Genomic DNA, 24,629 nt, shown 5'->3' with positions numbered 1-24,629 from the left:
GAATGGTTCGATGATTGAAATGCCACAGCTCAAGTTCGTCCAGACGAACGGAATCCGCATGGGCTATTACGAGGCGGGCCCGATCACGGACACGCCGCCGATCGTGCTGTGCCACGGCTGGCCCGAGCTCGCCTTCTCCTGGCGTCACCAAATCAAGGCGCTGAGCGAGGCCGGCATCCGCGTGATCGCGCCCGACCAACGCGGCTATGGCGCGACCGACCGGCCCGAGGCGGTCGAGGATTACGACATCGAGCACCTGACCGGTGATCTCGTCGGGCTGCTCGACCATTTGCAGATCGACAAGGCAGTCTTCGTCGGTCACGACTGGGGCGGCTTCATCGTCTGGCAGATGCCGTTGCGGCACATCGACCGGGTGGCTGGCGTGGTCGGCATCAACACGCCGCATACCAACCGTGCCTGGGCTGATCCGATCGAGCTCTTGCGCGCGCGCTTCGGCGACAAGATGTACATCGTGCAGTTCCAGGACCCGGCGCGTGAGCCCGACAGGATTTTCGGAAGTCGCGTCGAACAGACTTTTGACGCGTTCATGCGCAAGCCGGCGCCGCGCCCGGCCGACGCGCCGGCAGAGGAGGTGGTTGCCGGCGTCGGCGCTTCTCCGCGGGTCAATCTGGCGTTTCCGCAGATGATCGCCAGCTATGACGCAAAGCATGATCCGCGTACGCCGATCCTGTCGCCGGAAGAGAAGAAGGTGTTCGTCGACAATTTCACCAGGACCGGCTTTACCGGCGGCATCAACTGGTACCGCAACATGTCGCGCAACTGGACGCGCGCCGAAGGGCTCGATCATACGGTGCGGGTGCCGTCGCTGATGATCATGGCCGAGAACGACGCGGTGTTGCCGCCGTCTTCCGCCGACGGCATGGACAAGCTGATCCCCGATCTCGAGAAGTATCTGGTGAAGGACAGCGGCCATTGGACGCAGCAGGAGAAGCCGGAAGAGGTCAGCGCCAAGCTGATCGAATGGCGTAGAAGGCGGTTTGGCTAGCGCTCGTCATTGCGAGCGGAGCGAAGCAATCCAGAAATGTATCCGCAGAGGCAATCTGGATTGCTTCGTCGCAAGGGCTCCTCGCAATGACGAGGGTTACTGAGGGGGAAACGCACGTCAATGTCATCCAAGAACCGTCTGGATCCGATTCCGCATCCGCCGACCAAGCCGGTGGTCGGCAACATGCTGTCGCTGGACTCGGCCGCCCCCGTGCAGCATTTGACGCGGCTCGCCAAGGAGCTCGGTCCGATCTTCTGGCTCGACATGATGGGCTCGCCGATCGTGGTCGTCTCGGGCCACGATCTCGTCGATGAACTGTCCGACGAGAAGCGCTTCGACAAGACGGTGCGCGGTGCATTGCGGCGCGTACGCGCGGTCGGCGGGGACGGGCTGTTCACGGCCGACACCCGCGAGCCGAACTGGAGCAAGGCGCACAACATCCTGCTCCAGCCGTTCGGCAACCGAGCCATGCAGTCCTATCATCCGAGCATGGTCGATATCGCCGAGCAGCTCGTCCAGAAATGGGAGCGGCTCAACGCCGACGACGAGATCGACGTCGTCCACGACATGACGGCGCTGACGCTGGACACGATCGGCCTGTGCGGCTTCGAGTACCGTTTCAATTCGTTCTACCGGCGCGACTACCATCCTTTCGTCGAGTCGCTGGTGCGCTCGCTCGAAACCATCATGATGACCCGCGGCCTGCCGTTCGAGCAGATCTGGATGCAGAAGCGGCGCAAGACGCTCGCCGAAGACGTCGCCTTCATGAACAAGATGGTCGACGAGATCATTGCCGAGCGCCGCAAGAGCGCCGAGGGGATCGACGACAAGAAGGACATGCTCGCCGCGATGATGACCGGCGTCGATCGTTCGACCGGCGAGCAGCTCGACGACGTCAACATCCGCTACCAGATCAACACCTTCCTGATCGCGGGCCACGAGACCACCAGCGGCCTGTTGTCCTACACGCTCTATGCGCTGCTCAAGCATCCGGAGATCCTGAAGAAGGCCTATGACGAGGTCGATCGTGTCTTCGGCCCCGACGTCAACGCGAAGCCGACCTACCAGCAGGTGACGCAGCTCACCTACATCACGCAGATTCTGAAAGAGGCGCTGCGGCTGTGGCCGCCGGCGCCGGCCTATGGCATCTCGCCGCTCAAGGACGAGACGCTCGGCGGCGGCAAGTACAAGCTCCGCAAGGGCACCTTCACCACCATCCTGGTGACCGCGCTGCATCGCGATCCCAGCGTCTGGGGGCCAAATCCGGATGCGTTCGATCCCGAGAATTTCAGCCGTGAGGCGGAAGCCAAGCGGCCGGTCAATGCCTGGAAGCCGTTCGGCAACGGCCAGCGCGCCTGCATCGGCCGCGGCTTTGCCATGCACGAGGCCGCGCTCGCGCTCGGCATGATCCTGCAGCGCTTCAAGCTGGTCGATCACCAGCGCTACCAGATGCATTTAAAGGAAACCCTGACGATGAAGCCGGAAGGCTTCAAGATCAAGGTGCGCCCGCGCGCCGATCGCGAGCGTGGCGCCTATGGCGGGCCAGTCGCGGCCGCTACTTCAGCGCCGAAGGCGCCGCGCCACCCGACGGCCCGGCCCGGCCATAACACGCCGATGCTGGTGCTTTACGGCTCCAATCTCGGCACCGCCGAGGAGCTCGCGACGCGCATGGCTGATCTCGCCGAGATCAATGGCTTTGCCGTGCATCTCGGCCCGCTCGACGATTACGTCGGCAAGTTGCCGCAGGAGGGCGGCGTTCTGATCATTTGCGCCTCCTACAACGGCGCGCCGCCTGATAACGCGACGCAGTTCGTCAAATGGCTCGGCGGCGATCTGCCGAAGGATGCCTTCTCCGGCGTGCGTTACGCCGTGTTCGGCTGCGGCAACAGCGACTGGGCCGCGACCTATCAATCGGTGCCGCGCCTGATCGACGAGCAGTTGTCGGCGCATGGCGCGCGCGCGGTCTATCCGCGCGGCGAGGGCGATGCGCGCAGCGATCTCGACGGCCAATTCCAGAAATGGTTCCCGGCGGCGGCCCAGGTCGCAACCAAGGAATTCGGCATTGACTGGAATTTCACCCGCACCGCCGAGGACGATCCGCTCTATGCGATCGAGCCGGTCGCGGTGAGCGCGGTCAACACCATCGTCGCCCAGGGCGGTGCTGTTGCGATGAAGGTGCTGGTCAATGACGAGCTTCAGAACAAGGGCGGCTCCAATCCCTCCGAGCGTTCGACGCGCCACATCGAGGTGCAGCTGCCGTCCAACGTCACTTACCGCGTCGGCGATCACCTAAGCGTCGTGCCGCGCAACGATCCGACGCTGGTGGATTCGGTCGCCCGCCGCTTCGGCTTCCTGCCTGCCGACCAGATCAGGCTTCAGGTCGCCGAGGGCCGCCGCGCGCAATTGCCGGTGGGGGATGCCGTGTCCGTCGGCCGCCTGCTCAGCGAATTCGTCGAGCTGCAGCAGGTCGCGACGCGGAAGCAGATCCAGATCATGGCCGAGCACACCCGCTGTCCGGTCACCAAGCCGAAGCTGCTCGCCTTCGTCGGCGAGGAGGCTGAGCCGCTCGAGCGTTACCGCAGCGAGATCCTGGCCAGGCGCAAATCAGTGTTCGACCTGCTGCTCGAATATCCGGCCTGCGAATTGCCGTTCCACGTCTATCTCGAAATGCTCTCGTTGCTGGCGCCGCGCTATTACTCAATCTCGTCCTCGCCGTCGGTCGACCCGGCGCACTGCAGTGTCACGGTCGGCGTGGTCGAAGGGCCGGCCGCCTCCGGCCGCGGCACCTACAAGGGTATCTGCTCGAACTATCTCGGCAACCGTCGCGCGGGCGATGCGATCTACGCCACCGTACGCGAGACCAAGGCCGGCTTCCGGCTTCCCGACGATCCCTCGGTGCCCATCATCATGATCGGCCCCGGCACGGGCCTCGCGCCGTTCCGCGGCTTCCTTCAGGAACGCGCCGCGCGCAAGGCGAAGGGCGCCAGCCTCGGACCCGCGATGCTGTTCTTCGGCTGTCGTCATCCTGACCAGGATTTTCTCTACGGGGACGAGCTGAAGGCGTTGGCGGCGAGCGGCATCATGGAACTCTTCACTGCGTTCTCGCGCGCGGACGGACCGAAGACCTATGTGCAGCACCTGCTCGCCGCGCAGAAGGACAAGGTCTGGCCGCTGATCGAGCAGGGCGCGATCATCTATATCTGCGGCGACGGCGGCAAGATGGAGCCGGACGTGAAGGCGGCATTGGTCGCGATCCACCGCGAGAAGAGCGGCAGCGACGCGGCCGTCAGTGCGCGCTGGATCGAGGAGATGGGGACGAAGAACCGCTATGTGCTGGACGTCTGGGCGGGAGGGTAGGCAGAGATCACCCTTGTAGCCCGGATGAGCGAAGCGATACCCGGGATCTCGCGGCACGAGCGGTCCCGGGTATCGCTTCGCTCACCCGGGCTATGAATTATTCATGCTAAACATCAGGGATGATTCCCTGGGAAAAAATCGACACCGCCAAAATCCCCGGCTCCGACGAAGAGCTTCGCCTGATGCGGCGGGGCAAGGAGTTTTCCATCAAGCTCGGCACCAACGAGCTGATGAACAACCGCCTGTCGGGCTCGGAAGCCGCGCTCGCAACGCTCGCGGCGAAGCAGATCGAGACGGTCGCCAAGCCCGTTGTCCTGATCGGCGGATTGGGCATGGGCTTTACGCTGCGTGCGGCGCTTACCGTGCTTGGAGCCAAGTCGAAGATCGTGGTCTCCGAGCTGGTCCCCGCGGTGGTCACGTGGGCGCGAGGTCCGATGGCGGAGGTGTTCGGCGACAGCCTCGATGATGCCAGGGTCAGCATCCGGGAAACCGATGTTGGTGAAGTCATCCGTGCCAAGAGCGCGGCCTTCGACGCTATACTGCTCGACGTCGACAATGGCCCCGAAGGACTGACCCGGAAGGGCAATGACGCGCTTTACAGCGCAAGTGGGTTGGCGGCGGCGAAGACAGCACTGCGGCCGGGCGGCGTGCTCGCCGTCTGGTCGTCGGGACCCAATCCCGCCTTCACCAAGCGCCTTAAGCGCGCGGGCTTCGGCGTCAATGAAGTCGCCGTCCGCGCCACCGGCAGAGGCGGCGGCGCGCGCCACGTAATCTGGATGGCGAAGAAGAGTTAAGCCGCCTGCGCCGCCGCGCCATGCGCGTGCTTGTCGATGGCGCCGATGATCTCAGGCCAGAACCGCATTGGCAGCGCGTGGCCCATGCCGTCGATCATCAGCAGTTTTGCGCCCGGAATTGACTCGGCAGTGTCCTTGCCGCCCTCGGGACGGACCAGGGGATCGACGGTGCCGTGGATCACGAGCGTCGGCGTCTGCACGGCATGCAGCCGCTCCTTGCGGCTGCCCGACGCCAGCACGGCGCGGAGCTGGCGGCCGACGCCGGCCGGATTGAGCCCGCGCGCGAACACGCGCTCGGCACGTTCGGGATCGAGCGCTTCCTCCTCCGGAAAATGTCCGGCGCGCAACACCTTCCAGGTCTGGCCGTAGCGGACGATGAACTCCTCCTTGCTGCGCGGTGGCGGCGCCATCAGCATTGCGGCGGCCTCGCGCGTCGGCGGCGGCACGCGCGGACTGCCCGTCGTCGACATGATCGAGGTCAGCGAGCGCACGCGCTGCGGGAACGACAGCGTGACCTCCTGCGCGATCATGCCGCCCATGGAGGCACCGACAAGATGCGCCGATTTGATGCCGAGCGCATCCATCAGCCCGACCGTGTCTTTCGCCATGTCGATCAGCCTGTAGGTTGCCGCGACGGGAATCTTGAAGAAGCGCAGCTTCAGTAGCTCGAGTGGCGTCAACCGCTTGCCGCCCGTCAGATGGCTCGACTTGCCGATGTCGCGATTGTCGAAGCGGATCACGCGGAAGCCGCGCGCGGCAAGCTGCTCACAGAACGCATCGTCCCAATGGATCATCTGCGCTCCGAGCCCCATGATCAGCAGCAGCGGTTCGGCATTGTCGCTGCCGAAGATCTCGTAGCAGATGTCGATGCCGTTGGCGCGGACGGTCTGAGGCGGCTGATGGGCGTTCACGGGCGCTTTCCCTTGGCTTTTGCTCGATTGTGTATCGCACGGTTTCCCGTTGCAATGAAAGCCGCGCGCGGCACCGAGCCGCTGCTTGCCGGTTGACCGGCACGGCGCAACGGTGTGGTATGGCGAAAAAAGAAGGGCATCGAAGCTCTCGACATCTGGAGGACGCCGATGACCGACAAGACCAATGACCCGGTCGCCATGTGGCAAAAGATGGTTGGTGAGATGGAGAAGGGGTTCAACTCCTTCGCCAACCAGGCCATGTCGTCGCCCGAGTTTTCGCAGGCGATGAACCGCGCGGGGGGAGTTGCTGCAGGTGCTCAGAAGCAGCTCGGCGAACTCATGGAGAAGTACCTGGTCTCCATGAACCTGCCGAGCCGGGAACAGGTCACAGGCCTTGCCGAAAGGCTGCAAGCTATCGAAGGCCAGATCGGTGAGATCAAGTCGCTGCTGAGCCAGATGGCTGCAAGTGCCGGCGTGTCTCAGGGGGCCGATTCCGCATTGCGGCCGCCGCGCACCAAGCGTCCGCCGTCTGAGGGCGGAGAGCAGGCATGAATGCAGCTCCCGGACTTGATTTCGCATCTATCCCGGAACGCATCCAGAGCGAGGTGCAGCGCGCCATCCAGCGCAGCATCAAGGGCGTCGAATATTTCTCGACCTCGGGTCCATCACTTGGATCGACGCCCAAGGACGTGCTGCATTCACGCGGCACCATGAATCTCTATCATTATCGGCCGATGTCGGACGAGATCTACCGCGTGCCGGTGCTGATCGTGATGGCCACCACCAACCGCGGCTACATCCTCGACCTCGTCCCCGGCCAGAGTTTTATCGAATTCCTGCTCAAGCGTGGTTACGACGTTTATATGCTCGACTGGAGCGCGCCCCGGCCGGAGGAGAAGACCTTGCGGATGGAAGACTATGTCCTCGACTTCATCCCGGACTGCGTCCGCCGCGTACAGGCGGATTCCGGCGAGCAGGACGTCTCCGTCATCGGCTATTGCTTCGGCGGCGTGCTGTCACTGCTCTACGGCGCGATCCACAAGGATGGGCCGATGAAGAACTTGATCTGCTTCACCACGCCGATTGACTTCCGCGAGATGAAGCTGTTCTCGAATTTCTCCGACCGTCGCTATTTCGACGTCGACCGACTCGTCGACAGTGTCGGCAACGTGCCGCCGGAGATGATCCTGTCCTCGTTCGAGATGCTGCGTCCGGCCTCGCGCACGGTGAGCCAGATCCAGCTCTGGGAAAACATCTGGAACGACGAGTTCGTCAAGTCCTACCGCATGTTCGACCGTTGGGCGACCGACACGCTGCCGCTGGCGGGCGAGTATTTCCGCGCCATCACCAAAGACCTGATGTGGGACAACAAGCTGTTCAACGACACCATGTCGGTCGGCGGCCGGCCTGCGAAGCTCGACAACATCAAGGTGCCGATTCTGCATGCGGTCGCCGAGCATGATCACATCGTGCCGTATGACGCCGCCAAGCACCTGATCGCGAAGATTGGATCTGCGGACAAGGAAGAGGTGATGCTGAAGGGCGGTCACGTCTCGCTCGTCGCGGGAGCCAACGCCGTGAAGCGGCTATGGCCGAAACTGGATTCCTGGCTAGGGAAGAGATCGACATGAGCGAGCAGCGTTCCTATCCGCGCCACGTCAAGACCGACGCCGGCGATATCGAGATTCGCCTGATGTCGCCCGCGGATGAAGCCGCGGTGCTCGCCTTCGGCAAAGGCCTGCCGACCCACGACCTGTTGTTTCTGCCGCGCAACATCAGCGAGCCGAAGGTGCTGTCGGCCTGGGTCAAGGAGATCGAGCGTGGCGCGATTACGAGCCTGCTTGCGGTCAGGGACGGCAAGGTCGTCGGCTGCGGCACGCTGGTGCGCGATCCGCATTCCTGGTCGCCCCATGTCGGCGAGATCCGCATGGTGGTCTCGCTCGACGTTCGCGGGAAGGGGGTAGGGCGGGCGCTGTCGCAGGAGACCTTCGCGCTCGCGCTCGGCGCGGGCCTGGAAAAACTCTCGGTCCAGATGACGGTCGACCAGCAGGCCGCGATCGCCGTGTTCGAGAGCCTCGGTTTCAAGGCCGAGGCGCTGCTGCGCGACCATGTCCGGGACGTCGACGGCAAGACCCACGACATCGTTGTGCTCGGCCACAACATCGCGCAGGTCCAGGCCCAGATGGAGGCCTACGGGCTGCCAGGCGCCGTCCAGCACTAGGACCGCCGTCCAGCACCGGGGAGAGGTCCCAACCGCTTTCCGGGAACCTGTTTGGCCAGGGAGGCATCATATTGCCTTCTGTTAAGGCTGTTCACAGTTTCGTGATATCGCAGTGCAACAAGAATATTGCATCGCACAATTAACTATGCCATATAAGCCGTGCCTCGGGCCAATGCGGACGGGGTGAGCCCATAGCTCAAACAATGAGGATGGAGAGAACCCCATGACCACCGAGACCAACACCACTTTCGAAGGCTTCAAGGACGCTTTCAAGAACATCCAGAACCTGGAAGTTCCCGAGGCCGCCCGCGAGTTCGTCAAGAAGTCCGCCAACACCGCCAAGGACCGTGCTGCCGAGGTGTTCGCTGGCTCCGAGCGCGTGACCGCCGCCGTCGAGAGCGCAGTGACCGAGTCCGTCACTGAGGCCGGCAAGATCAGCCGCAACATCCAGCAGGCGATCTACGACGACGCCCAGGCGTTCTTCGCCGGCATCGACAAGCTTGCTTCCGCCAAGTCGGTCAGCGAAGCCGTCGAGATCCAGTCGAGCCTGCTCCGCGCCCGCGGCGAAGTGTTCGTCTCGCGTGCCAAGGCGACCGCCGACTATTTCGGCCAGCTCGCCGCCAACGGTGCGAAGTCCGCTCAGGACAATTTTGCCAAGGTCTACAACAAGACCGCCTGATCCGGCGCCCTGAGCGAAACTGAAATTTGAGGCCCGCTCCGGCGGGCCTTTTGTTTCTACGCTGCCGTCATTGTGACTGACCGTCATTCCGGGGCGCCCGAAGGGCGAACTCTGGTGCGCAAGAGCGCACCAGAGTTCGATGCTTCGCATCGCCCCGGAATGACGTAATCTCCCATCCGTCATGAATGCACCCGCCACCTTCTCCTTCGACACCCCCGGCGATGCCGAACGTGCGGCCGAGCTGCGCCGTGTGAAAGAGCTGGCGACACTGGTCTTGGCCGCGACGCTTCTGCTCTTCATCGTCGCGAAATGGCTGCTGCCGGTGCATCCCGTGTTCGGCTTCATCGCCGCCTTCGCGGAAGCCGCGACCATCGGCGGCCTCGCCGACTGGTATGCCGTGGTCGCGCTGTTCAAGCGGCCGCTTGGCCTGCCGATCCCGCATACTGCGATCATCCAGAGCAACCAGGCGCGGATCGCCGACAAGCTCGGCGAATTCATTCAGGTGCATTTCCTCGAGGCCGGTCCGGTCGAGGCCAAGCTGAAGGAGATCGATTTCGGCTCCTTCGTTGCCGACTGGCTCCGCGACCGCAAGCGCAGCGACGATCTCGCGCGCTTCGCGCTCCGCCTGTTGCCGGAGGCCGTCTCGGCGACGGAGAGCTCGGGGCTGATGACCTTCATCATCCGCCGTATGTCATCGCAGCTGGAGGCAATAGATCTTGCGCCGCTTGCCGCCGGTACGCTGCGCGGCTTCGTGGCGGAGGGGCGCCATCAGATCCTGTTCGACGATCTCCTGCGCGTGATGCACGAGACGCTGAACCAGAAAGAGACGATGGGGATGATCCGCGAGAAGGTGCGCGCGGAACTGCCGACCCTGCTGCGGCTCTATCGCGCGGACAAGTTTCTGGTGAACAAGATCGTGGCGTCCGCCACCGCCTTCTTCAATGAAGTGCGCAGCGATCCCAAACATCCGTTCCGCGGCGAGTTCGACCGCATGGTGCTGAGCTTCGTCGACCGGCTCGGCACCGACCAGGCCTATATCGACCGGATCGACGGCCTGAAGCGCGATCTGCTTGCGCGGCCGGAGCTCGCCGATCTCGCCCGCACCGTCTGGGCCAACACGCGCTCGTTCATCGAACGCAGCGCGAGCGGTGAGACACAGGTGCTTCAGCATCACCTCGCCGGCATGTTCGCCGCTGCTGGAGAAGCCCTTGCTGGCGATGCCGAGCTGCGCGGCGAGATCAACAAGGGTCTGGTGACGGTGTTGCGCAGCTTCGTCGCCGACCAAAAGAGCGGCGTCTCCATCTTCATCTCCGACCAGGTCAAGGCATGGGATATGGCGCAGTTGATTTCGCTGATCGAAATCAACATCGGGCGCGACCTGCAATACATCCGTTTCAACGGTTCGCTGATCGGTGGGCTCGCCGGGCTCGCGCTCTACTCCGTAGAATTCCTGCTCCGATTGCTGTGACTTTTGCGTCACGGCCGTTAGCATTAACGCGCGGGCCTATTGTCGCGCCGCGACTCTCCCGCTTGAATGTCGGGAACCGGCCGCCTAGCTGATTCATGTTGCGCTGCGGAACGATCAAGAAGCCGGCGTATTGGAATTCATGCCCATTTGCCGGCATCGCGCCCGGCGTCTTCTCAGGGGAAACATTGATGACCGCTACTGCCCAGACGCTGCGTCCGCCGTCGAGAACACTGATGTTTCTGGAAGGGCGCGCGATCCACGAGTTCGGCGCATTTCTCGGCGCGCTGCCGCTGCTGAGCCTTGCGCCGCGCGGCGATGGGCATCCGGTGCTGGTGCTGCCGGGCCTCGTGGCCTCGGATGCATCCACGCGTGCGTTGCGGACGTTTCTGACCAGCAAGGGCTATGCGGTAAGCGGCTGGCGCCAGGGCCGCAACTATGGCCTGCGCGAGGGCGTGCAGCATGCGATGGTCGATCTGGTCGAGGAGCTCAGCGACACCCATGGCCGCAAGATCAGCCTGGTCGGCTGGAGCCTTGGCGGCCTCTATGCGCGCCAGCTCGCCAAGATGATGCCCGAGCGCGTGCGGCAGGTGATCACGCTCGGCAGTCCTTTTGCCGGCAATCCCCGCTCGACCAATGCCTGGCGCGTCTATGAATGGGCGAGCGGGCGGAAGTCCGACGAGGTCGATCCGCGGTTCGGCGGCGAGCTCGCGGTGCCACCGCCGGTGCCGACCACCGCCATCTTCAGCCGCACCGACGGCGTCTGCGCCTGGCAGGGCTGCATGGAGAAGTCGGGCGCACAGACCGAGAGCATCGAGGTCGAGAGCAGCCATTGCGGCATGGGCCATCATCCGGCCGTGGTCTACGCGGTCGCCGACCGGCTCGCACAGAAGGAAGGCCAGTGGCGGCCGTTCGACCGTAGCGGTTGGCGCAGCTTGGCCTATCCCGATCCGCACAGGTAGTCTCTTCGCCTCTGCCCGCGTGCGGGAGAGGCCGGATTGCATCGGAGATGCAATCCGGGTGAGGGGGGCTCTCCGCGAGCCCGTCCGCCTCTGAGTTTGTGGATGCAGCCCCTCACCCCGACCCTCTCAGCGCGAGCGAAGCTCGTCGCGGCCCCGTAAGAACGGGGAGAGGGAGAAAGAGCGTCGCTCCCGTCCATTGTCGCGCCCGCATCAAACGCGCTATGCCTCGCGCATGGCGCATCCGTTGTCCCGCATCATCGACCAGCTCAAGCGTGAACCGTCGCGCACCGGTTCCATCGTCATCACCGTGTTCGGCGATGCCATCGTGCCGCGCGGCGGTGTGGTGTGGCTCGGCACGCTGCTGGAATTCTTCGAGAGTCTGGACATCGACAGCGGGGTTGTCCGCACCGCAATGTCGCGGCTTGCCGCCGATGGCTGGCTGACGCGCGAGAAGGTCGGCCGCAACAGCTTCTATCGGCTGGCCGAGAAGGGGCGCCAGACGTTCGAGGCCGCGACGCGCCACATCTACGATCCGCCGCCATCCGACTGGACCGGACGCTTCGAGCTGCTCCTGATCGGCAATGGCGGAGATCGCGACGTCTCGCGCGAAGCGCTCCGTAACGCCGGCTTCGGCAGTCCGCTGCCGGGGGTCTGGGTCGCGCCGTCGGGCCTGCCGGTGCCGGATGAAGCCTCGGGCGCGATCCGTCTCGAAGTCTCGGCTGAGGATGACAGCGGGCGTCGCCTGCTCAGCGCAAGCTGGCCGCTGGATCGCACCGCGGATGCCTATCTGAAATTCATGAAGACGTTCGAGCCGTTGCGCGCCGCGATCGGCCGCGGCGCCGATCTGTCCGAGGCCGACGCGTTTACCGCGCGCATCCTTCTGATCCACTACTATCGCCGCGTCGTGCTGCGCGATCCGCTATTGCCCGAAAGCCTGCTGCCGACGAACTGGCCGGGCAGGGCCGCACGGGACCTGTGCGGCGAAATCTATCGCGCGCTGCTTGCCTCCTCCGAACAATGGCTTGATGGACATGGAACCAACGAGAAGGGGCCACTGCCGCCGGCGCGAAAGCTGCTGGAAAGGAGGTTCGGGGCCTGAGTTTTATGTTACAGAAATATCTTGCATGGCGTGATTTTTGTTATATATTGCTTCCCAATAAATCGGGAGGATGCGCATGTATACCCAGGCGCTGAATACGGCCGAGACCGACGACCGCGGTCTTGAGGACGCAGGCCGAGCTGCGCAGTTCCAGGCCCGCATCGATGCGGAGGAGCGCATCGAGCCGAACGACTGGATGCCGGCGGCCTATCGCAAGACGCTGACGCGCCAGATCTCTCAGCACGCCCATTCCGAAATCGTCGGCATGCTGCCGGAGGGCAACTGGATCACCCGCGCGCCGAGCCTGCGCCGCAAGGCCGCGCTGCTCGCCAAGGTGCAGGACGAGTGCGGCCATGGGCTCTATCTCTATGCCGCGGCCGAGACGCTCGGCACCTCGCGGGAAGAGCTGGTCGATGCCATGCTCGCGGGCAAAGCCAAGTACTCCTCGATTTTCAACTATCCGACGCTGACCTGGGCTGATATCGGCACCATCGGCTGGCTGGTCGACGGCGCCGCGATCATGAACCAGATCCCGCTGTGCCGCTGCTCCTACGGACCATATGCGCGCGCGATGATCCGGGTCTGCAAGGAGGAGTCGTTCCATCAGCGTCAGGGCTACGAGATCATGCTGACGCTGTGCCGCGGCTCCGAGGAGCAGAAGGCGATGGCGCAGGATGCGCTGAACCGCTGGTGGTGGCCGGTGCTGATGATGTTCGGCCCGCCCGATAGCACGAGCCAGCATAGCGACACCTCGACCAAGTGGAAGATCAAACGCTTCTCCAACGACGAGCTGCGCCAGAAGTTCGTCGATGCCACTGTGCCGCAGGCGCAATATCTCGGCCTCACCATCCCCGATCCCGGCATGACGCAGGATGCCGACGGGCACTGGCGTTACAGCGAGATCGACTGGACCGAGTTCAAGCAGGTGCTCGCCGGCAACGGCCCGTGCAATCGCGACCGCATAGCCGCGCGTCGCAAGGCGCATGCGGAGGGGGCCTGGGTACGCGAAGCCGCAGCTAGCTATGCCGCCAAACGTGCGCATCGCCAGACTGCGCAAGCCGCCGAGTAGGGAGATCAATATGGCCACGCCGAACACGCCGCTGTGGGAAGTCTTCATTCGCAGCCGCAACGGGCTCGCGCACAAGCATGTGGGATCGCTGCATGCGAGCGATGCCACCATGGCGCTGCAAGCCGCCCGCGACATCTACACCCGCCGCGGCGAGGGCCTGTCGATCTGGGTCGTGCCGTCGACCGCGATCACCGCGAGCGATCCCACCGAAAAAGGCATGATGTTCGAGCCGGCGGAATCGAAGATCTACCGGCATCCGACCTTTTACGAGGTGCCCGAGGAAGTGGGACACATGTGATGGCGACCGCCAACATCGAGGTCTCCGAAACGCCGCTGGTGCTCTACGCGTTACGCCGTGCCGACGATGCGCTGATCCTCGGCCACAGGCTGTCGGAATGGTGCGGGCACGCACCGATGCTGGAAGAGGACATGGCGCTCTCCAACATCGCGCTCGACCTCATTGGTCAGGCGCGCGAGCTTTACAGCTATGCCGCCAAGGCCGAAGGCAAGAACAACGACGAGGACAAGCTCGCTTATCTGCGCGACGTCAGGCAGTACCGAAACCTCCTTCTGGTCGAGCAGCCGAACGGCGATTTTGCCCAGACGCTGGTGCGGCAGTTCTTCTATTCCGCGTTTGCCGACCTCTACTGGCGCGCGATGATGAATTCGTGCGACACGACGCTGGCCGCGATTGCCGCCAAGTCGGAGAAAGAGAGCGCTTATCATCTGCGCCACGCATCCGAATGGATCATCCGGCTGGGCGACGGCACCGATGAGAGCCACGCCCGCGCGCAAGCCGCGATCGATCATCTCTGGGCCTTTACCGGCGAGATGTTTGCCGTCGACGACGGCGAGCGCGTGCTGATCCATGCCGGTATCGCGATCGATCCCGGCACCTTGCGTGGTCGCTGGTTGCAGACGCTTTCCGATGTCGCCAGTGAAGCCACGCTGGTCTTGCCGCAGAATGACTGGATGCAGCAAGGCGGCCGCGTGGGCCGGCACAGCGAACATCTCGGCCATCTCCTGTCCGAGCTGCAATCGATGCAGCGCACCTTTCCGGGGCTGACATGGTGAGCCTGCTCGACCGTGACAGCGAGCTGCGCCGGCGCGCCTGGGACGCTGCGGCGAGCGTGGTCGATCCCGAAATTCCGGTGCTGACCATCGCCGACCTCGGCGTGCTGCGCGAGGTTGCGCTCGACGGCGATCACGTCGAGGTCGCGATCACCCCGACCTATTCCGGCTGTCCGGCGATGAACATGATCGCGCTGGAAGTCGAGCTGGCGCTGGAGCGCGCCGGTTTTCGCCGGTCAAAAGTCCGCACCGTGCTGTCGCCAGCCTGGACCACCGACTGGATGAGCGAGGAGGGCCGCCAAAAGCTGCGCGCCTACGGCATCGCGCCGCCGCAGGCTTCAAGCTCGCGCCGGACGCTGTTTGGTGAGCAGGCAGTGGCCTGCCCGCAATGCGGCTCGGAAAATACCGAGCTGCTGTCTGAATTCGGCTCGACCTCCTGCAAGGCGCTGTGGCGCTGCAAGTCTTGCCGCGAACCCTTCGATTATTTCAAGTGTCATTGACCATGTCAGCCGCCGCGCCTCGCTTCCATCGCCTCGCCGTCAACGACCTCCGCCGCGAGGCGTCGGACGCCATCTCGATGACCTTCACCATTCCCGCCGAACTCGCTCGCGACTACGCCTTCACGCCCGGCCAGTACCTCACGCTCCGCACCACGCTGGAGGGAGAGGAGGTGCGCCGCTCCTATTCGATCTGCTCCGGCCCTGATGACGGCGAGATTCGTATCGCCGTGAAGAAGATCGACGGCGGCGCGTTTTCGAACTGGGCGGCGGACGAGCTGAAATGCGGCGACCAGCTCGACGTGATGACGCCGACCGGGCGCTTCGGTGCAGTCCCGCCGGCGGATAGCGCACGCATTCATGTCGGCTTCGCTGCGGGCTCCGGCATCACGCCGATCCTGTCGATCGTGAGGGGCGTGCTCGCGCGCGAGCCGGACAGCCGCTTCTTCCTGTTCTACGGAAACCGCACGACCGACAACATCATGTTTCTCGAGGCGCTCGAGGAGCTCAAGGACCGCTTCATCGACCGCCTCTCCATCTTCCACGTTATCTCCGGCGAAGAGCAGGACATCCCGATCCTGCATGGCCGGCTCGACGGCGACAAGGTGAGGGTGCTGCTGCGCTCGCTGGTGCCGGCGGCTAGCGTCGATCATCTCTACATCTGTGGCCCTCTTGGCATGAGCGAGGACATCGAGACCACCTGCCGCGAGCTCGGCATCGCGGAAGAGCGCATCCACGTCGAGCGCTTCGTCTCCGAGTTCGGCGGCAAGCCGCGGCCGAAGAAGGTGGTGGCTCCCGACGCGCCGCCGAAGGCGATCGCCTCGCTGATCATCGATGGCAAGCGTCGCGACGTGCCGGTTGCCGAGGACGAGGCGATCCTCGATGCCGCGTTGCGCGCCGGCGTCGATCTGCCCTTCGCCTGCAAGGGCGGCATGTGCTCGACCTGCCGCGCCAAGCTGGTCGAAGGTGAGGCGCCGATGGACATCAACTATTCGCTGGAGCCCTGGGAGCTGAAGGCGGGCTTCGTTCTGACGTGCCAGGCCAAGCCGTCGTCGGAGCGCGTCGTGGTCGATTATGACCATGTCTGACCGGGCGCATCAGAACCCGACAATGCAAATGCGTCGCATTATTTGACAGTTTTGGCCAACCAGCAGAACATCATGGTCAACCATCTGGCCGGGAGAAGCGCGTGAACGTCAAAGCTGCCCTGTCGCCCGAGGATATTTCCCGCGCCTGCGCCGAGGCGATGTGGGCGGAGGACGATGCCTCCAAAGGGCTCGGCATGGAGATCGTCGAGATTGGCCCCGGCTTCGCGACGCTCGCGATGACGGTGCGGCCGGACATGGTCAACGGCCAGCGCATTGCCCATGGCGGCTTCATCTTCACACTCGCCGATTCCGCCTTCGCCTTTGCCTGCAACTCGCACAACGAACGCGTGGTCGCCGCACAGGGGCAGATCACCTTCATCAAGCCGGGCGAGCTCGGCGACCATCTTGTTGCGAAGGCGCGCGAGATCACGCGCGGCGGCCGCTCCGGTATCTATGACGTGCGAGTTACCGCAGGCGATGCCGTTATCGCCGAATTCCGCGGGCACTCGCGCGTCATTCCCGGCACGTGGCTGCCGACGCAGGACCAATAATCGATCAAGAAAAAACTAATCAATGATGGGAAACGAGGATGGCTCTGACGAGACTCAAGGAAGGTGGCAGCGCCTATAGCGCCGAGATGGACGCGCATGAGCGTGCCTCGCGCGATGAGATCATGGCGCTGCAGAAGCAGCGGCTGTCCTGGTCGCTGAAGCACGCCTATGACAACGTCGCGCATTATCGCAAGGCCTTCGACGAGGCCGGCGTACATCCGTCCGATTTTCGCGAGCTCTCCGATCTCGCGAAATTCCCGTTCACGGTGAAGACGGATCTGCGCGACAACTATCCCTTCAACATGTTCGCCGTGCCGCGCGAAAAGCTGGTGCGCGTGCATGCCTCCTCCGGCACGACCGGCAAGCCGATCGTGGTGGGGTATACGCAAGGAGACATCGACACCTGGTCGGACGTGATGGCGCGCTCGATCCGCGCGGCCGGCGGCCGTACCGGCATGATCATCCACAATGCATATGGCTACGGCCTCTTCACCGGCGGCCTTGGCGTGCACTACGGTGCCGAAAAACTCGGCTGCACCGTGGTGCCAATCTCGGGCGGCATGACCGAGCGGCAGGTGCAGCTGATCAACGATTTCCGGCCCGACATCATCACGGTGACGCCGAGCTACATGCTGGCGATCCTGGACGAGTTCAAGCGTCAGAAGCTCGACCCGCGCCAGTGCTCGCTCAAGGTCGGCATCTTCGGGGCCGAGCCCTGGACCAATGCGATGCGCGGTGAGATCGAAGAGGCCTTCGACATGGACGCGACCGACATCTACGGTCTGTCCGAAGTGATCGGCCCCGGCGTCGCCCAGGAATGCATCGAGACCAAGGATGGCCTGCACATCTGGGAGGATCATTTTTATCCCGAAGTGATTGATCCTGAAACGGGCGCGGTACTGCCCGACGGGGAGAAGGGCGAATTGGTCTTCACCTCACTCACCAAGGAAGCTTTTCCGGTGATCCGCTATCGCACCCGCGACCTGACGCGGCTGCTGCCGGGCACGGCGCGGCCGGGCATGCGGCGGATGGAGAAGGTGACGGGCCGCTCGGACGACATGATCATCCTGCGCGGTGTCAATCTGTTCCCGACCCAGATCGAGGAGGTGCTGCTCGCGACCGACTGGTGCGGTGGGCACTTCATCCTGGAACTCACCCGCGAAGGCCGTATGGACGAGCTCACCATCATCGCGGAGGCGCGATCCGAAAGCTGGGACGGCCGCGGTCTTCTCGACCATGCCGACCGGATTTCGACCCACATCAAGAACACCATCGGCATCACCTCCAGGGTGCAGGTGGTCGCGCCCGCCACGCTGGAACGCTCGCTCGGCAAGGCCAAGCGCCTCTACGACAAGCGGCCCAAGGATTGACTTGAAGGACTGACTTGACCGATTGACTTGACCGGCCCCAAAGGCGACAAGGCCGGCGAGAAATCGCGGGTCTTTCATGTCGCCAGCCGATACCAAAACCATCGAAGCGCGCTGCGTGCGCCTCAATGCCAAGGCCGAGAACGCCGCCGCGGTTGCGCCGGTGGTCGAGCGTCACACGCTGACGCGCGGTCCGAACGATCTCCTGATCGAGGTCAAGGCTGCCGCCGTCAATCCCTCCGACGTGAAGGCCGCGACCGGCTTGATGCCCTATGCCGTGTTCCCGCGCACGCCGGGCCGCGACTATTCCGGCGTGGTGATCGACGGACCGGCCGGCACGGTCGGCCGCGAGGTGTTCGGCTCCTCCGGCGATCTCGGCATCCGCCGCGACGGCACCCACGCAACCCATCTCGTGGTCGAAGCTGACGCCGTCGTCGATAAGCCAAAGACGGTGTCCTGGGAGGAGGCCGCTGGCATCGGCGTGCCCTTCGTCACCGCGATGGAAGGCTTTCGCCGCGCGGGCGTGCCGAAGAACGGTGAGACCGTTTTGGTGTTCGGCGTCAATGGCAAGGTCGGCCAAGCCGCAGTGCAGATCGCGACCTGGCAGGGCGCGCGCGTCATCGGCGTGGTGCGCAAGGCGGAAGCTTACGAAGGCCACACCAACGCCCCCATCGAGGTGGTCGACGCCTCCGCGACGGACGTCGCCACGCGCGTGCGCGAATTGACCGGCGGCAAGGGAGCCGACATCGTCTTCAATACCGTCGGCGATCCCTACTTCCAGGCCGCGCACAAGTCGCTCGCATTGCGTGGCCGTCAGATCCTGATCGCCGCGATCGATCGGATCGTGCAGTTCAACATCCTCGAATTCTATCGGGGCCAGCACACCTATGTCGGCATCGACACGCTCGGCCTCCCCTCGGCAGCGACAGGCGCGGTGCTGCGCGACCTCGGCCCGGGCTTTGCGAGCGGGCAGCTGAAACCGTTTCCGGTCAAGGCGAATGCCGTCTATCCGCTGGAGCGCGCCAAGGAGGCGTATGTCGCGGTCGCCGGCTCCTCGCGGGATCGCGTGGTCCTGAAGCCGTAATCATGGACTCGTCCGCAGCAATCGTCATCTTCGTTGGCCTTGCCATCGGCCTTGTCTACGGCGCCGTCGGCCTGCTCAGCGGCTTCTGCCTGATGAGCAGCATGCGCGGCTGGCTCGCGGAAGGAGACGGGCGGCTGGTGCGGACCTATGCGCTGGCGATCGCCGTCGCGATCGCCGCCAGCCAGTTCCTTGCCGGCAACGGCATGGCCGATCTGGGCAAGTCGATCTACCTGCAGCAAACGTTCTCGGTGCCGGTGCTGTTCCTCGGCGGCCTGCTGTTTGGTTACGGCATGGTGCTGTCGAACGGCTGCGGCTCGCGCGCCCTGGTGCTGCTCGGCCGCGGCAATCTCCGCTCCTTCGTCGTCGTGATCGTGCTCGCCATCGCTGCGCAAATGACCCTCAAGGGGTTGATCGCGCCGGCTCGCATCGCGCTGGTTCAGGCCTCGCAAACCACCGTCAATGTCAATTCGCTGCCTTCGTTGCTGGCATCGCTTGGCCCCGGTGAAGCGCTCTCGCGTGCGCTGGCGGCGGCCGTGATCGTCGTCGCGCTGATCCTGTTTGCCTTCGCGCATCCGATGTTCCGGCGCTCGCCGGGCCAGATCGCGGCGGGCGTCGTCGTCGGCCTGCTCGTCGCCGCCGGTTGGTTCGTCACCGGCTATCTCGGTGCCGACGACTTCAATCCGGTGCCGGTGACCTCGCTCACCTTCATCGCGCCGATCGCAGACGCGCTGCAATACGCCATGCTCTCGACCGGCCTGACGCTCAATTTCGGCATTGCGACGGTTGCCGGCGTCTTCGCCGGCAGCCTGATCACCGCACTCGCCACAGGCCGCTTCAAGCTTGAAGGCTATTCCTCGCCGCGCCACATGCTGCGCTCGGGCAGCGGCGCCGCGCTGATGGGCATCGGCGGCGTGATGGCGTTCGGCTGTTCGATCGGGCAGGGGCTCACGGGCGTGTCGACGCTGGCGCTGGGCTCGTTCGTCGCGCTCGCCGGCATCCTGCTCGGCACGACCGCAGGTTTGCGTGGCGCGCTGCGGGTTCAACCGCTCGCGGTGGCCTGACTGCGCAACAGCCGGTCGCCGAGCGTCGCAAGTCCGATGCCGGTGACGATCAATCCGGCCGCGACAGCGAGGCTCAAGTCCAGGGGCTCGCCCAGCAGGATCGCAGCACTCGCGATGCCGACGAGCGGCGTCCCGGTTGTGCCAAGCGACGTCGTTAGCGCCGAGATGCTCTTGTTGACCATCGACATCGCCCAATAGGCCAGCGCGCTTCCGATCAGGCCGGAGTACAGGAAAAGCATAGCCAGCCTCCACGACCATTCCACGTGCGGCAGCCCATCGATGACCATCGCCAGGGTCGAGAGCACGACCGTGGCCACGAGCACCTGCCAGAACAGGAGCTGGAGCGGGGAGGCGATCCAGCGATGCGCGCGGACATAGATGATATTCGCTGCCCAGGAGATCGCGGCCAGGATGACCATGCCGGCGCCGAGCACGACGTTGGCATTGCTCCAGTCGATTGAAGACGGATTCAGGATCACTGCAAGGCCGAGCAGTCCAAGCACGGCGCCGGCAAGCTTGGGTGCGGTCAGGGTGTCCTTCCCGAGCAAAGGTGCCGCAATCGCGACCCAGAGCGGCGTGGTGTAGCCGAGCACGATGCCCTTGCTCGCGGGCAGGAAGCGCAGGCCGGCCGCGACCAGAATGGAGAAGAGCGTCATGTGCAGCAGCGCGACGCTGAGGACCACCGGCACGTCGCGCCGCTCCGGAATCACGAGATTGTTGCTCAGCCCGAGGATCACAAACAATCCTGCCAGCGCGATCCAACTCCGGATCGCCGAGCTCCACAGCGGCGGGACGAGCTGCACCAATTGCTTCGTCACCGACCAGTTCACGCCCCAGGCCAGCACGACGATGAGGAACAGGCCGACGGCCGCGCGGGGTGACAGGGAGTTCATCGCAACATCCTTGAAGCAGTCCGGTCCGGCAGATAGCATCCGCGCTGGTACCCATAAAAGCGCCAGATCAGAAAGGAACAAGGTGCCAGTTTCAGAAACGATGATCTCGGCCCTGATCGACCTGAAGCGGGCCGGCGACGACGGGCTGGTGGCTCAACTGACGAGCCAGCTCCGAGGCTTGATCGCAACCGGCCGCCTCGGCAAAGGCCGCGCGCTGCCATCGAGCCGCCGGCTCGCCAGCGATCTTGGCGTTTCCCGCAACACCGTCACCTATGCGTTCGAGCAGCTCGCCGCGGAGGGATATCTCGCGGCGTCGCACGGCCGCCGTCCGGTGGTCACCGTCGACGGCGGCGAACGACGTCAAGGAGCGGATGCCGTTGCGGCGCGCGTGCGCTCCGGCAAGCTGCGGCTTTCACCCTGGGCCTCGCAGCTCAAGCAGACCGACTGGCCGATGTCCTATCAGGTGCCGCTCAGACCGTTGCGGCCAGGGCTTGGAGATGCGCGGGAGTTTCCGAACGAGATCTGGGCTCGCTGCCTGCGCCGCAGCGCCGTGCGTGCGGCCAAACGCGAACTCGGACCGGTCAACCGAACGCGCCTGCGCGAGGCGCTCGCGCATTATCTGGCCGCGAGCAGAGGCGTTCGCGCCACGCCAGAGCAGATCATGATCCTGCCGAGCGCGCAGGCCGCGCTGACCTTGATCGCGGCTGTTCTCATCTCCCCCGGCGACGAGGTCTGGGTCGAGGATCCCGGCTATCCCGGCGCGGCCGCAGCCCTCCGCGCCTCCGGCGCGCACGTGATCGGCATGAGGCTGGACGCGCAGGGCATGCAGCGGATGCCGGGTCTCGCGGCCCCGAAATTGATCTTCATGACGCCATCGCACCAGCATCCCACCGGACGGCTGATGTCGCTGGCGCGCCGCACCGAATTTCTTGGTGTGTGCAGGCCCGGCAAGAGCTGGATCGCGGAGGACGATTACGACGGCGAATTCCACTATGACAGCCGGCCGGTGCCGGCCTTGCAAGGGCTCGATGCCCATGGCCGCGTGTTCTACGTCGGTACCTTCTCGAAGGTGATGACGTCGGATATCCGGCTCGGCTATCTCGTCGTGCCGCCGGCGCTGGTCAGCACCTTCGAGATCGCGCAGCGGCACATCGGGCTGATCGCGTCCAGCCACATCCAGGAAGCGCTGGCCGAGTTCATCGCCGGCGGGCATTTCCTCGCGCATCTGCGCCGGATGCGCCGGCTCTATCACGCGCGCCGCGATCACCTCGTTGCAGGACTGGAGCTCCATCTGGGCGAGATGCTCTCGATCGAAGTGCCCGCGGGCGGCATCCAGCTCGTCGCCCGTCTCAAACGCGGCACCGCCGATCGGGCGGCGGTCAAGCGGCTGGCTGCCGCGGGCGTTGAAACGCGGGCGCTGTCCGGCTTGGCGCTGGACCGGCCGCGCGATCATGGCCTGCTGCTCGGCTTTGCGGCCTGGCACGAAAACGAGATCAGCGCGGCATTGCGGACGATGGCATCGTGCTTCTAGCGCAGTCGCGCTAGTCCACGGCCTTCGTCACGATGCGGATCTCCGACGTCAATGTCCGGTGCACCGGGCACTTGTCCGCGATCTCCATCAGCTTCTTGCGCTGCTCGGCATCGAGCGCGCCATCCATCGCGATGTCCCGTTCGATCTGGTCGAGCATGCCGTCGCGCGTCTCGCACTCCGCGCAGTCTTTGGCGTAGATCTTGGAATGCTTCAATCTGACGGTGACGCGGCCGAGCGGCAGCGATTTGCGGTCGGCATAAAGACGCATGGTCATGGAGGTACAGGCGCCGAGGCCAGCGAGCAGGAAATCATAGGGCCCAGGACCGGCATCCTCGCCGCCGGCGGCGACCGGTTCGTCCGCCACCAGACGATGTGGTCCGACCGTGACGATCTGGTTGAACTTGCTCTTGCGGGTCTCCTGCACCACGACCTGGCGCGGCGCCTCGGGCAGATCCATCGCCTTCGCGGGCTTTGCCGTGTCGATGTAGCGGCTCGACCAGGCCGCGATCAGATCGGCCGCATAGAGCGCGTCGGCGGGCTTGGCGAGCAGATGATCGGCATGGTCGAGCGAGACGAAACTCTTGGGGTGCCTGGCCGCAACGAAGATCTTGGTCGCATTGTCGATGCCAACGGTGTCGTCGACCGGCGAGTGCATCACCAGCAGCGCCTTGTGCAGCCCTGTGATGTCCTTCATCAGCTCGTGCTCGGCGATGTCCTCGAGGAACTCGCGCTTGATCCGGAACGGGCGTCCTGCGAGCGAGACCTCGACCTCGCCCTGCGCGCGGATGGTGTCGAGATGCTCCCTGAAGAGGCCGGTCACGTGCGCCGGATCGGATGGCGCCGCGATGGTCACAACAGCCTTGGCCTCGGGAATCTTTCCAGCCGCTGCGAGGATCGCGGCGCCGCCGAGGCTGTGGCCGATCAGGAGCGACGGCGCCTTGCGGGCGTTGCGCAAATGGTCGGCTGCGCGGACGAGATCGGCGACGTTGGACGAAAACGTCGAATTGGCGAAATCGCCTTCGCTCGAGCCGAGCCCGGTGAAGTCGAAGCGCAGGACCGCGATGCCCTTGGCTGCCAGCGCGACCGAGATGCGCTTGGCGGCGAGCGTATCCTTGCCGCAAGTGAAGCAGTGTGCAAACAGCGCGTAGGCCGCGGGCTCGCCGTCCGGCAACTCCAGCGCGGCGGCAAGCTGATGGCCGCCTTCGCCCGTGAATTGAAAGCGCTCCGTCGACATGGGCTTCCCTTCGTTCCTGCTTGAATTCTAATCGTCGGAATAGCGTTGCTCGGCCCAGGGGTCGCCGCGATTATGATAGCCGCGGACTTCCCAGAAGCCCGGCGCGTCCTCGGTCAGGAATTCGATGGCCTGGAGCCATTTCGCGCTCTTCCAGAAATAGAGATGCGGCACGACCAGCCGCACCGGGCCGCCATGCTCCTCCGTCAGCGGCTGGCCGGACCAGCTATGGGCGAGCAGCGCATCCTCGGCGGCAAAGTCTTCCAGCGCCAGGTTGGTGGTGTAGCCGTCATGGGAATGCAGCGTCACGAAGCGTGCATCCTCGCGCGGCTGGCAGGCCGCGAGCAGCTCGCGCGTGGCAAGCCCGTCCCACTCATTGTCGTAGCGCGACCAGGTGGTGACGCAATGGATGTCGGAGGTGAACCGCGCCTGCTTCTGCGCAATGAATTCGTCGAAGGTCCAGAACACGGGGCTCTCGATCGCGCCATAGACGTCGAGCCGCCAGCGCTCGCGTGACACCGGCGGCACGACTCCGAGATCGAGCACAGGCCAGTCCTTGGTGAGGTGCTGGCCGGGCGGCAGCCGTTGGTCCTCCGGCCGCGTGATCTTCCCTGTGAGGAAGCGGCCCTCGCGCGCCCATTTCTCCTTGGTGCGCGTCAGCTTGCTGTCGGATGGCGTCTCGTCAGCCATGG

The 24,629-nt window shown here is 64.6% G+C and carries 24 protein-coding genes; 20 read left to right on the top strand and 4 right to left on the bottom strand.

The genetic code is table 11. The features are described 5' to 3' along the window. Window positions 1–10: 10 nt before the first annotated feature. From GA0061098_RS03855 to GA0061098_RS03845, 3 genes are all read left to right on the top strand, one after another. Complete coding sequence (locus tag GA0061098_RS03855; RefSeq protein ID WP_091953642.1) at window positions 11–1,006, top strand: alpha/beta fold hydrolase; 996 nt, start codon at window positions 11–13, stop codon at window positions 1,004–1,006. Between the two features lie 120 nt (window positions 1,007–1,126). Further along, window positions 1,127–4,363 carry a bifunctional cytochrome P450/NADPH--P450 reductase gene (locus GA0061098_RS03850; RefSeq protein ID WP_091953640.1) on the top strand — a complete coding sequence of 1,079 codons (3,237 nt, stop codon included), beginning with the start codon at window positions 1,127–1,129 and terminating at the stop codon, window positions 4,361–4,363. A 119-nt stretch (window positions 4,364–4,482) separates the two neighbouring features. After that, complete coding sequence (locus GA0061098_RS03845; protein WP_091953638.1) at window positions 4,483–5,157, top strand: spermidine synthase; 675 nt, start codon at window positions 4,483–4,485, stop codon at window positions 5,155–5,157. Here GA0061098_RS03845 and GA0061098_RS03840 read toward each other — a convergent pair. Continuing rightward, a complete protein-coding gene (locus tag GA0061098_RS03840) occupies window positions 5,154–6,068 on the bottom strand; it encodes an alpha/beta fold hydrolase (protein ID WP_091953636.1) in 915 nt (304 codons plus the stop codon). The two genes, GA0061098_RS03845 and GA0061098_RS03840, sit on opposite strands and share 4 nt — an antisense overlap. Before the next feature lie 168 nt (window positions 6,069–6,236). On the opposite strand from GA0061098_RS03840, the gene GA0061098_RS03835 reads away from it, so the two are divergent. The 16 genes from GA0061098_RS03835 (at window position 6,237) to GA0061098_RS03760 (ending at window position 20,282) form a co-directional block, all read left to right on the top strand. Then, window positions 6,237–6,620, top strand: coding sequence for a hypothetical protein (locus GA0061098_RS03835; RefSeq protein ID WP_026201523.1), 384 nt, complete (start codon window positions 6,237–6,239; stop codon window positions 6,618–6,620). Continuing rightward, complete coding sequence (locus GA0061098_RS03830) at window positions 6,617–7,699, top strand: PHA/PHB synthase family protein (RefSeq protein WP_091953633.1); 1,083 nt, start codon at window positions 6,617–6,619, stop codon at window positions 7,697–7,699. Before GA0061098_RS03835 ends, GA0061098_RS03830 begins: the two co-directional genes overlap by 4 nt. Beyond that, on the top strand, window positions 7,696–8,289 hold the full coding sequence (locus tag GA0061098_RS03825; protein ID WP_161966493.1) for a GNAT family N-acetyltransferase: 594 nt from the start codon (window positions 7,696–7,698) through the stop codon (window positions 8,287–8,289). The genes GA0061098_RS03830 and GA0061098_RS03825 overlap by 4 nt, the downstream gene beginning before the upstream one ends. A gap of 223 nt (window positions 8,290–8,512) precedes the next feature. Further along, the gene (locus GA0061098_RS03820) at window positions 8,513–8,968 is read left to right on the top strand and encodes a phasin (RefSeq protein ID WP_091953631.1); all 456 of its coding nucleotides are present in this window, start codon (window positions 8,513–8,515) and stop codon (window positions 8,966–8,968) included. Between the two features lie 181 nt (window positions 8,969–9,149). Then, window positions 9,150–10,436 (top strand): DUF445 domain-containing protein, encoded by a 1,287-nt coding sequence (locus GA0061098_RS03815; protein ID WP_091953629.1) that lies wholly within the window; start codon window positions 9,150–9,152, stop codon window positions 10,434–10,436. A 188-nt stretch (window positions 10,437–10,624) separates the two neighbouring features. Then, complete coding sequence (locus tag GA0061098_RS03810; protein WP_165637126.1) at window positions 10,625–11,395, top strand: esterase/lipase family protein; 771 nt, start codon at window positions 10,625–10,627, stop codon at window positions 11,393–11,395. 232 nt (window positions 11,396–11,627) lie between these two features. Beyond that, window positions 11,628–12,494 carry a phenylacetic acid degradation operon negative regulatory protein PaaX gene (gene paaX, locus GA0061098_RS03805; protein ID WP_091953623.1) on the top strand — a complete coding sequence of 289 codons (867 nt, stop codon included), beginning with the start codon at window positions 11,628–11,630 and terminating at the stop codon, window positions 12,492–12,494. A gap of 76 nt (window positions 12,495–12,570) precedes the next feature. Then, window positions 12,571–13,563, top strand: coding sequence for a 1,2-phenylacetyl-CoA epoxidase subunit PaaA (paaA, locus tag GA0061098_RS03800; protein ID WP_165637125.1), 993 nt, complete (start codon window positions 12,571–12,573; stop codon window positions 13,561–13,563). A 10-nt stretch (window positions 13,564–13,573) separates the two neighbouring features. Beyond that, a complete protein-coding gene (paaB, locus tag GA0061098_RS03795; protein WP_091953618.1) occupies window positions 13,574–13,861 on the top strand; it encodes a 1,2-phenylacetyl-CoA epoxidase subunit PaaB in 288 nt (95 codons plus the stop codon). Then, complete coding sequence (gene paaC, locus GA0061098_RS03790; protein ID WP_165637124.1) at window positions 13,861–14,637, top strand: 1,2-phenylacetyl-CoA epoxidase subunit PaaC; 777 nt, start codon at window positions 13,861–13,863, stop codon at window positions 14,635–14,637. The genes paaB and paaC overlap by 1 nt, the downstream gene beginning before the upstream one ends. Beyond that, entirely contained in the window at window positions 14,631–15,134 is a 504-nt protein-coding gene (gene paaD / locus GA0061098_RS03785; protein ID WP_091953612.1) for a 1,2-phenylacetyl-CoA epoxidase subunit PaaD, read from the top strand. Before paaC ends, paaD begins: the two co-directional genes overlap by 7 nt. A 2-nt stretch (window positions 15,135–15,136) precedes the next feature. Then, window positions 15,137–16,219 carry a 1,2-phenylacetyl-CoA epoxidase subunit PaaE gene (gene paaE / locus GA0061098_RS03780; RefSeq protein WP_091953609.1) on the top strand — a complete coding sequence of 361 codons (1,083 nt, stop codon included), beginning with the start codon at window positions 15,137–15,139 and terminating at the stop codon, window positions 16,217–16,219. Between the two features lie 101 nt (window positions 16,220–16,320). Next, entirely contained in the window at window positions 16,321–16,770 is a 450-nt protein-coding gene (gene paaI, locus GA0061098_RS03775) for a hydroxyphenylacetyl-CoA thioesterase PaaI (RefSeq protein ID WP_091953606.1), read from the top strand. 38 nt (window positions 16,771–16,808) lie between these two features. After that, window positions 16,809–18,140: a phenylacetate--CoA ligase PaaK gene (gene paaK, locus GA0061098_RS03770; RefSeq protein ID WP_091953603.1), complete on the top strand. Its 1,332-nt coding sequence runs from the start codon at window positions 16,809–16,811 to the stop codon at window positions 18,138–18,140. Window positions 18,141–18,216: 76 nt separating this feature from the next. Next, a complete protein-coding gene (locus GA0061098_RS03765) occupies window positions 18,217–19,221 on the top strand; it encodes a quinone oxidoreductase family protein (RefSeq protein WP_091953600.1) in 1,005 nt (334 codons plus the stop codon). Between the two features lie 2 nt (window positions 19,222–19,223). Next, the gene (locus tag GA0061098_RS03760) at window positions 19,224–20,282 is read left to right on the top strand and encodes a YeeE/YedE family protein (protein ID WP_091953597.1); all 1,059 of its coding nucleotides are present in this window, start codon (window positions 19,224–19,226) and stop codon (window positions 20,280–20,282) included. Here the strand turns inward: GA0061098_RS03760 and GA0061098_RS03755 are convergent. After that, window positions 20,261–21,175: a DMT family transporter gene (locus GA0061098_RS03755; protein WP_091953594.1), complete on the bottom strand. Its 915-nt coding sequence runs from the start codon at window positions 21,173–21,175 to the stop codon at window positions 20,261–20,263. The two genes, GA0061098_RS03760 and GA0061098_RS03755, sit on opposite strands and share 22 nt — an antisense overlap. Before the next feature lie 100 nt (window positions 21,176–21,275). On the opposite strand from GA0061098_RS03755, the gene pdxR reads away from it, so the two are divergent. Further along, window positions 21,276–22,706: a MocR-like pyridoxine biosynthesis transcription factor PdxR gene (gene pdxR / locus GA0061098_RS03750; RefSeq protein WP_208610619.1), complete on the top strand. Its 1,431-nt coding sequence runs from the start codon at window positions 21,276–21,278 to the stop codon at window positions 22,704–22,706. Window positions 22,707–22,716: 10 nt separating this feature from the next. On the opposite strand, the gene GA0061098_RS03745 is transcribed toward pdxR, so the two are convergent. Continuing rightward, window positions 22,717–23,940 carry a bifunctional alpha/beta hydrolase/OsmC family protein gene (locus tag GA0061098_RS03745; protein ID WP_091953588.1) on the bottom strand — a complete coding sequence of 408 codons (1,224 nt, stop codon included), beginning with the start codon at window positions 23,938–23,940 and terminating at the stop codon, window positions 22,717–22,719. A gap of 27 nt (window positions 23,941–23,967) precedes the next feature. Beyond that, on the bottom strand, window positions 23,968–24,627 hold the full coding sequence (locus GA0061098_RS03740; RefSeq protein WP_091953585.1) for a sulfite oxidase-like oxidoreductase: 660 nt from the start codon (window positions 24,625–24,627) through the stop codon (window positions 23,968–23,970). Between the last annotated feature and the right edge of the window lie 2 nt (window positions 24,628–24,629).

The organism is Bradyrhizobium shewense (genome assembly GCF_900094605.1).
GTDB classification, from domain to species: domain Bacteria; phylum Pseudomonadota; class Alphaproteobacteria; order Rhizobiales; family Xanthobacteraceae; genus Bradyrhizobium; species Bradyrhizobium shewense.
Note: the sequence above shows the minus strand (reverse complement) of the source record. Positions and strands in the feature narration are given on the sequence as shown.

What these genes read in the sequence shown, in the direction of transcription:
- paaC (WP_165637124.1), top strand. Translation starts at nt 13,861, where the DNA reads ATGGCGACCGCCAACATCGAGGTCTCCGAAACGCCGCTGGTGCTCTAC.
- GA0061098_RS03740 (WP_091953585.1), bottom strand. Translation starts at nt 24,627, where the DNA reads ATGGCTGACGAGACGCCATCCGACAGCAAGCTGACGCGCACCAAGGAG.
- GA0061098_RS03815 (WP_091953629.1), top strand. Translation starts at nt 9,150, where the DNA reads ATGAATGCACCCGCCACCTTCTCCTTCGACACCCCCGGCGATGCCGAA.
- GA0061098_RS03745 (WP_091953588.1), bottom strand. Translation starts at nt 23,940, where the DNA reads ATGTCGACGGAGCGCTTTCAATTCACGGGCGAAGGCGGCCATCAGCTT.
- paaE (WP_091953609.1), top strand. Translation starts at nt 15,137, where the DNA reads ATGTCAGCCGCCGCGCCTCGCTTCCATCGCCTCGCCGTCAACGACCTC.
- GA0061098_RS03855 (WP_091953642.1), top strand. Translation starts at nt 11, where the DNA reads ATGATTGAAATGCCACAGCTCAAGTTCGTCCAGACGAACGGAATCCGC.
- paaD (WP_091953612.1), top strand. Translation starts at nt 14,631, where the DNA reads ATGGTGAGCCTGCTCGACCGTGACAGCGAGCTGCGCCGGCGCGCCTGG.
- GA0061098_RS03765 (WP_091953600.1), top strand. Translation starts at nt 18,217, where the DNA reads ATGTCGCCAGCCGATACCAAAACCATCGAAGCGCGCTGCGTGCGCCTC.
- GA0061098_RS03850 (WP_091953640.1), top strand. Translation starts at nt 1,127, where the DNA reads ATGTCATCCAAGAACCGTCTGGATCCGATTCCGCATCCGCCGACCAAG.
- GA0061098_RS03760 (WP_091953597.1), top strand. Translation starts at nt 19,224, where the DNA reads ATGGACTCGTCCGCAGCAATCGTCATCTTCGTTGGCCTTGCCATCGGC.
- GA0061098_RS03810 (WP_165637126.1), top strand. Translation starts at nt 10,625, where the DNA reads ATGACCGCTACTGCCCAGACGCTGCGTCCGCCGTCGAGAACACTGATG.
- pdxR (WP_208610619.1), top strand. Translation starts at nt 21,276, where the DNA reads ATGATCTCGGCCCTGATCGACCTGAAGCGGGCCGGCGACGACGGGCTG.
- GA0061098_RS03845 (WP_091953638.1), top strand. Translation starts at nt 4,483, where the DNA reads ATGATTCCCTGGGAAAAAATCGACACCGCCAAAATCCCCGGCTCCGAC.
- GA0061098_RS03825 (WP_161966493.1), top strand. Translation starts at nt 7,696, where the DNA reads ATGAGCGAGCAGCGTTCCTATCCGCGCCACGTCAAGACCGACGCCGGC.
- GA0061098_RS03755 (WP_091953594.1), bottom strand. Translation starts at nt 21,175, where the DNA reads ATGAACTCCCTGTCACCCCGCGCGGCCGTCGGCCTGTTCCTCATCGTC.
- GA0061098_RS03820 (WP_091953631.1), top strand. Translation starts at nt 8,513, where the DNA reads ATGACCACCGAGACCAACACCACTTTCGAAGGCTTCAAGGACGCTTTC.
- GA0061098_RS03830 (WP_091953633.1), top strand. Translation starts at nt 6,617, where the DNA reads ATGAATGCAGCTCCCGGACTTGATTTCGCATCTATCCCGGAACGCATC.
- GA0061098_RS03835 (WP_026201523.1), top strand. Translation starts at nt 6,237, where the DNA reads ATGACCGACAAGACCAATGACCCGGTCGCCATGTGGCAAAAGATGGTT.
- paaB (WP_091953618.1), top strand. Translation starts at nt 13,574, where the DNA reads ATGGCCACGCCGAACACGCCGCTGTGGGAAGTCTTCATTCGCAGCCGC.
- paaA (WP_165637125.1), top strand. Translation starts at nt 12,571, where the DNA reads ATGTATACCCAGGCGCTGAATACGGCCGAGACCGACGACCGCGGTCTT.
- paaK (WP_091953603.1), top strand. Translation starts at nt 16,809, where the DNA reads ATGGCTCTGACGAGACTCAAGGAAGGTGGCAGCGCCTATAGCGCCGAG.
- paaX (WP_091953623.1), top strand. Translation starts at nt 11,628, where the DNA reads ATGGCGCATCCGTTGTCCCGCATCATCGACCAGCTCAAGCGTGAACCG.